Origin of the sequence: Microcystis sp. M169S2, from assembly GCF_020245865.1 — a bacterium.
GTDB classification, from domain to species: Bacteria; Cyanobacteriota; Cyanobacteriia; order Cyanobacteriales; family Microcystaceae; genus Microcystis; species Microcystis ichthyoblabe_A.
In genome coordinates this window covers 1-6,684 of record NZ_JADBUB010000211.1, presented here as the reverse complement: position 1 = coordinate 6,684, position 6,684 = coordinate 1, and the positions used below count along the sequence as shown (strand labels likewise).

The following is a 6,684-nucleotide window of genomic DNA, read 5'->3' as shown; positions in this document are numbered from 1 at the left end:
TTCAGTTTTTTCTTTGTCAGTAAGGGTGTCAACAAGGAATATTACAAATTGTTAACCGAGTCTTGAAAGCCTTGTGCTACAAAGGTTTGAAATGTTAAGAAAGATGTGACTAAAGGACAGCTTAATAAGGGGGGCATCTGACAACTTTTAACGCCTACCTACTTAAGATTGAGAATATCAATGCCAGAGTTTGTAAGGGTTTAACTGGTCTAGAGTGTATCAGACTTATCTGAAATGACTATAAGTTGGTCATAATAACTACGGCGGATTCAGGATTGGTCTGGTACATTCTCCACTAAGGAATTAGCTGTGCCAGACGAATAAAGCAACCGCCGTAATTTATTACGCTTCCAAGGCCGCTCAGATCAGCAAGAAATTGCTGCTGACCAGGTTGGGGAAGACCGCGTTGGCCGACGCCACATCCGAGGGAAAAGCTGGATTGAAGCGGTTCAGGTTGGCGATCTGCGTGACCGCGAGAACGCCAGTGCCGTCGGGATCAAAGAACAGATCACCGTTGGAGAGGTTATAGATGAAGCGCTGGCTTGCCGTGTTGGCCACCGTCGCCCCGGCCTCCGCCCGCAGCTGGGCTGCGGTAAGGGTGGAGCCGCTCAGGCCTGCGTAGACGTTCTTGTCGAAGACCAGTTGGTCCAGACTGGAGTTGAAGTCCCGCAGTTGATCCACCCCATTGAGACCTGGGGCCTCGTTGAAGGCGAAGAGATCCTTTCCTCCCCCCCCTGTGATGATGTCGTTCCCCTGGCCGCCGATGAGGGTGTCGTTACCCGCCTGTCCCTTCACCTGGTCGTTGCCCAGCGCACCGGAGATCAGGTCGTTGCCATTGCCGCCGTTGAGATCATCGATGCCATCCTCACCGAAGAGGCTGTCGTTGCCCTCTCCGCCATACATATCGTCGTTGCCAGTGCCGCCATAAATCTGATCGTTGCCGGCATCCCCACGCAACATGTCAAAGCCGTTTTCACCGTAGATGGTGTCATCTCCTTCACCGCCATCGGCAAAGTCATTGTCATCGCCGGCCCAGAAGGTGTCCGCGCCTCCATCGCCCCACATGCAGTCATCCCCAGCCAAGCCCTTGAATTGATCGGAGCCGTTGGTGCCGCCAAAGAGCTCACTGGCCTTGCCCTCCCCGTTGGGACTGAACACGCCGCGGGCATCAAGGTAGTTGCCACCATTGCCGACAAGCACGCCATTCACATAGCCAGCCCTGCCCACCAGCCGTTGAGTTCCAGTGACATCCACCACCGTCTGAGTGGCCTGAAGCAATAAAGCTTCAGAAGAATAGGTGTTGAAGCTTTGCAGGGATCGCTCATAATCAGCATCATTCACCGCAAAGATCTTGTGGTAGAGATGCTTCACTCCCGTGGCAGCCATCACCATGTCGGCCACTGTCTTGCCTTTGATTTCCTCCACCAGATCCGTGGCAGCCAGCTTGCTCAGGTAGTAGGTTTCATCACCCCGCTGCAGTTGCTGCATCTGGTAGGCATAGATGAAATCATGGGTGGGGCCAAGCATACCGCCGGGGGTTTTGGCCTCTGCCAATCCCCCCAGCCAGAGGGAGATATTTTGGAAGTTCTGGTTGCCGCTGGGCGTGTTCACCGGTGCTGCGGGATTGAGGGCATCCGTGCTGCTGCCGCTGTAGAGCAGGCCCATGAAAGCGTCATCCCCCATGGCCAAATCCGCCGCAGCGGAGAGGGCGGCGGCGTAGGTGGCTGCCGCGCCTGGAGCCGAACTGGCTTGCAGTTGATTCCAATAGGAGAGATTGGCATTGCCCGAATAGCCACTGAGGATGGCATCGCGGGCGTAGGCCATGATGAACGTCTTCAACGATTCGGGATGAAGCAGATGGGCTCCAAAATCCTTCCAGCTGATATAGGGCCGCAGGTTGGCCTCCAGGGACGCCAGGTTAGCGTCAATGGCATTGTTGGCCTGCACCAACCCGGTGGTGCCCCCTGGAGAGGTGCGTACGTCACGAAGGTAGGTTTGAATCTGGCGACGGGCTTCATTGAGGGAGGTGATGCCGGTATCCAGGCCGCGGGCGATGTTGAGGGCGCCCAGATCCAAGGGCAGGCCCACCAGGGCGTTTTGAAGGGTGTTGGTGATGAATTCATCGGTGGCGTTGCCCACCTGCTGGCTCATCCCTGCGGCGATCTGCCCTGCTGTGTGGCGCGTGTAGATCTGGGGGGCGAGAAAGGCCTGCAGCAGCGGGATGTCCATCTGCCCGCCGGGGTTAGCCAGGCCCGTTTGCTGGTTCACCGAGGTGAGGGCCACGGTTTCGGTGAGCTGGGAATGGCCGAAGCGAAAGGCGCTGGAGGCGAATTCCGCCAAGATGCTGGCATTGAAGCCGGCGTTGTTGTTGTTGCCCGCATTGGCACCTGCGAATGCACCCAGGTTGGGGGTAATGCGCCGCGCGTACTCCTGCAACACATGGTGTTGGTAGAAGTTTTCATTGGCCAGCTTGGCCATTTCAAACAGCTCTTCTCCGGAAAGGGCCTGGTTATTACCATTGTTTCCGGCATTCTGGGCTAGATTGGCCTGGATCTGAGACAGGATATTGTTGTGGGTGGTGACAAAGATCTCATGCATTGCCGTGAGACCAATATTTTCATTCAGGCGCCCATCTCCGCCCACAGCGTGTTGATTCAGCCGAGAGGGATCCTTGAGATCACCGTTGGCTTTGAAGGGATCGCTACCAGCAGGCTGGGGAGCTCCTTTCCAGTCACGGGCCAGATCGATCAGAAACGCTGAACCGGCCTTGGCCAGCACCTGATTGGACGTGACATCCGCCGTATCAAAGACGTAGCTCTTCTGCCCCGTCACCTTGTCGAGTACCACAAAGGCATAGCGGCCCGCATGGGGCTGGCCCTGGGGGATGATCTCCACTAGGGGTACAGACAGCACATCGCGATCGCGCAAGGTCAGGCCAATGCGCTCGGCATTCTTTTTCAGGTCAAACCAGCGGGCGGTGGAGTTTTGCGGATCTGCGAGCAGCCGGCCCGTCAGTTCACCATTGCCCTTGTATTCCCGCATGAAAATGGCATGGCTCTCCACCGAGCCATAGACCTGGTTGAGATCAAAAAAGGCGGAGGTCTGGTTGAAGCTCTCGCCATTGCGTGGGGTGAGCTTCAGCACGCTCTGGCCGCTGCCGTTAGTGGTGGTGGAGGCAACCACGCCGGTGAAGGCCGCCTTGCTGTTGATGGTGGTCACTATATCGTTGAGGGTGGCACCCGCACTGATCACGATCAGCTGCTCATTGAGTACCAAGGTCCCCCCACTGGTGCCAGTGAAGCTGGTGCCGATGGCGGCGTTCTCATTGTCCACATCCCATTGGCTGGGGCGGCTGTAGCCCGCTAGGCCTAGCTCCGCCACCAGGGCATCGCGGCTGCCCTCGCCGATCTCCACCTGCACCGTGTTGGTGCGGGAGAGAGCCATGAAGTTGGTGGGCGAGCCAGGGGTGTAAAGGCTGTCTCCGGGGAGCAGGGGGATCAGCAGGCTGCCATCCTTGCCCTTGGCGAGAAAATCCATGCCGTGGTCGTTGTATTGGCCAAACAGGGCGAAAAAGCCTGAATTCGGCAGGGGATTCCCAGTATTGGAGCCATTCACCCCATTGCCACCGGTGAGAATGGTTTCATGGCGGGTGTTGTTTTTCTGGCTCACCCGCTTGCCGGCCTGGGTGCCAGCCTGGGTCCACTCCCTGGCGTAGGGATCATCCAACAACTGCAGCGCTGTCCTGCCGCTTTGATTGGAAACCAGATTGCTGATCACCCTGGGGCTGGCATCAAAGATGTGGGGATTGCTGGGATTGGCAGAGCCGCGAAGGCTGTAATCAATCGTATAGTTTTGGTCGTAGACGACCGCTCCCGTCTGGAAGTTGATCGTGAAACCACCCGTGGCTTGCGTGAAGCTCTGGCTGGTGAGACGGCGAAACAGTGTGCCTGTCGCCCCGGCCATGAATTTCGGATCTGTGGTGGACAAGGGGTAGGGTGCCGAGATGGGGGTGATGCCGCCACCCACCTGGTAACGCAATTGATCCGTGCCATCGACAAAGCGGATGCCACTGGTGGGTCTGGCGCCCGTCACACCGGGATTGAAGCCAGGCAGAACGGCGAGACGGGGATCGTTGTTCCATTCCTTGTAGACGCGATATTGATAACGGAGAAAAAACAGATCGTCGATTGTGAAAGTATCAATCACTGAATCGAAATTGGGATTTGGCATGATTTGGCAATGTGCAGTATTTTTCCTAACCCGTGTGCAACCATATTTTTAGTCTTGATTTACAAGGCTTTCAGAAATCAGCAGAGATAAAGTCTCCTTTGTAACCCTGATTCTGTCGTTTTTAGTTGCACATCGCGTTTTTTTACTCGAAAGACAATAATATAGTTTCATGGCAGAAACGTTGCATTTCCCAATAAAACTTTACATTTAACCTACCTTCCCCACTTCTTAACATTCCATTGATAATTTTCCCTAATACATTGCTTAGAAACCATTACCAGTAAGGATTATAATTATAGTGATCGATTTTTCTCAAGGTGAAAAATTGTAATTTATTCTCTCAGAAAAATCAATTATTGAGAATGGTTCTTAATAGTAGTTTCTACAATGACAGTTTTTGGTAAAAACATCTTGAGGAATGTAAAAATATATAAAAATATATGAAGATGTGCGGAGTGTCGGATTTAAGAACATAACAAACCCAAAACGCCATTTTTTCAATTGAACTGGTCACTGATTCTAGGCTAATTTAATTGCTGCCGTGACTACCTCTTCTAAAGACTCTAACCAATGAAAGTTAACATCAGCTAAACTCTGACTGAGATCGATCGCTTTGCTGTCAGCTAGGACGCGAAAAATTATTTGTGGTAGGGTGGGATTGAGAAAAGATCGGGGTTGCAAGGTTTGTCTTTCCTGTCGGGTGGCCCGGATCGTTCGTTCACCACTGCCCCGGCTGGGTGATAATGGGCTATAACTGCGGTAGTAATTGCTAATAGTCTCGATCGCTTTTTGGCCAAAGTCGGGATAACTGATAATATCAACGATAACCACTTTTAAATTAGGCAATAGTTGGAATTGTTGCAGACCAGCCTCTATTTGCTCGTTTAATTGCTCTAATTCTAGTCTTTCCTCCAGTATAAGCCATGCCGCCAGTTTTGCCCCCTTGCCTACCAAGGCATCCCAGACAGTGGACATCAAACCCTGTCCATTGCTAATCACGGCTATTCGGCCAGTTTGATCAATTATCGACCAAGGGGATTGCAATTGGGGTGGGGTCAAAGCTAGGAGATCGAGATGTCTAGCTAAAGCGGCATCATTAACACTTATTTTGCCATCTAGGGCCATCACTTCCCCAGTTTCGTTGATACCCAGGGGATTAATCTCGATAATATCGAGATCTTTGCTGACAAAGAGACTATACATTTTTTCGAGAATTTGACTGATAGACTCGATCAAAGACCCTCTTAAACCCATAGATACAGCTAATTGCCGACAGAGATAGGGGGAAAATCTCTCTTCAATGACCACTTTTTGCATGGTTTCCAGTAAACTGTCCACATCCATTCCCCCTTGACTTGCACCCAGTAAAACCGGTCTTTGCAGATGATAATCAAGTAAAATGGCTAAAAATATCTCCTGTTGCGGATTATACCTGGCTTCTGCTAAGATTACCTCTGGATATTCTCCGGCGATCGGTAAATGAAAGATAGCATGGGCAGCAGCGATCGCATCGATGGTATTAGCGACAAATTTCACCCCTCCTGCTTTTCCCCGTCCTCCCGCGCGTACCTGGGACTTGAGCACGATAGGATAGGGAATGTTTAATCTTTTTAGTCCCCCCGGTTCGTGGATTGGTTGGGAAGGTAAAATGGGGATGCCGACTTGAGCAAATATTTCCTTGGCTTGGTATTCGAGTAAATCCATAATTGATTAATTGATAAAGTGGCGATTCTCTCTTTGCTCGTTTCGGTAGCTTGGGGACTATTAACTATCATAAGTTTGTGCAGTACCACAATGATAACAATAAGGTAAATTTTTATAAGTTAACTCATGGCAATGATGACATTCTACATATTGATAATAACCGCAATGGGGACAATGAGCATCTTGATTTTTAATCGTTTTAGCGCAGTTAATACATTGTGATTTTTGTACTCGTTTTGCTGCTTGAGACTTGGTATTAAAAACAAACTTTTGCAAAAATTTAATAACAGCAAAACCGAACAAAGGGATTAACAGAATATAAACATATTGAACTAAAAATACTAAACCTCCAAAGATAGCACCGATAATATCAAAAATGAATTGTGCAATAATACCAATTTGCAAAAATTCAAAAGCTTTGAAAATTAAAGGAATGAAGAAAATAACTAATAAATGCCAACTAATTAACGCTATTAAACCATAGCCGCGACTTTGGGCATACTGATTCACTAATAACGCAATAATTATTAATGGTGCTAAAAATAAAACCTGAAAACCTAATTGAATGCTAGGATACCAAAAAGTCGCATTTTTATAACCAGCTTCCACATCATTAAATTTACTTTCATTTCTCATGAAAGCAAGTAAATTTTGACTCGATGGTTTTTGTAGTAGTTCATTTTTTAGCTTAACAATTTCTTCTTTGATTTTTGATATTTTTTTATTATTTTCCTCTAGTTTCTGTTTTGC

At 49.9% G+C, this 6,684-nt stretch carries 2 protein-coding genes and 1 pseudogene; all 3 read right to left on the bottom strand.

The genetic code is table 11. From position 1 onward, the window contains the following. Positions 1–360: 360 nt before the first annotated feature. On the bottom strand, positions 361–4,230 hold the full coding sequence (locus tag IM485_RS19640; protein ID WP_287745108.1) for a peroxidase family protein: 3,870 nt from the start codon (positions 4,228–4,230) through the stop codon (positions 361–363). Positions 4,231–4,749: 519 nt separating this feature from the next. Beyond that, entirely contained in the window at positions 4,750–5,934 is a 1,185-nt protein-coding gene (locus IM485_RS19635; protein WP_287745106.1) for an ATP-grasp domain-containing protein, read from the bottom strand. A 60-nt stretch (positions 5,935–5,994) separates the two neighbouring features. After that, positions 5,995–6,684 (bottom strand): annotated as a pseudogene (locus IM485_RS19630) (hypothetical protein); the annotation flags it as partial.

Excerpts from the sequence above, each read along its gene's own strand:
- IM485_RS19635 (WP_287745106.1), bottom strand. The coding sequence starts at position 5,934 with ATGGATTTACTCGAATACCAAGCCAAGGAAATATTTGCTCAAGTCGGC.
- IM485_RS19640 (WP_287745108.1), bottom strand. The coding sequence starts at position 4,230 with ATGCCAAATCCCAATTTCGATTCAGTGATTGATACTTTCACAATCGAC.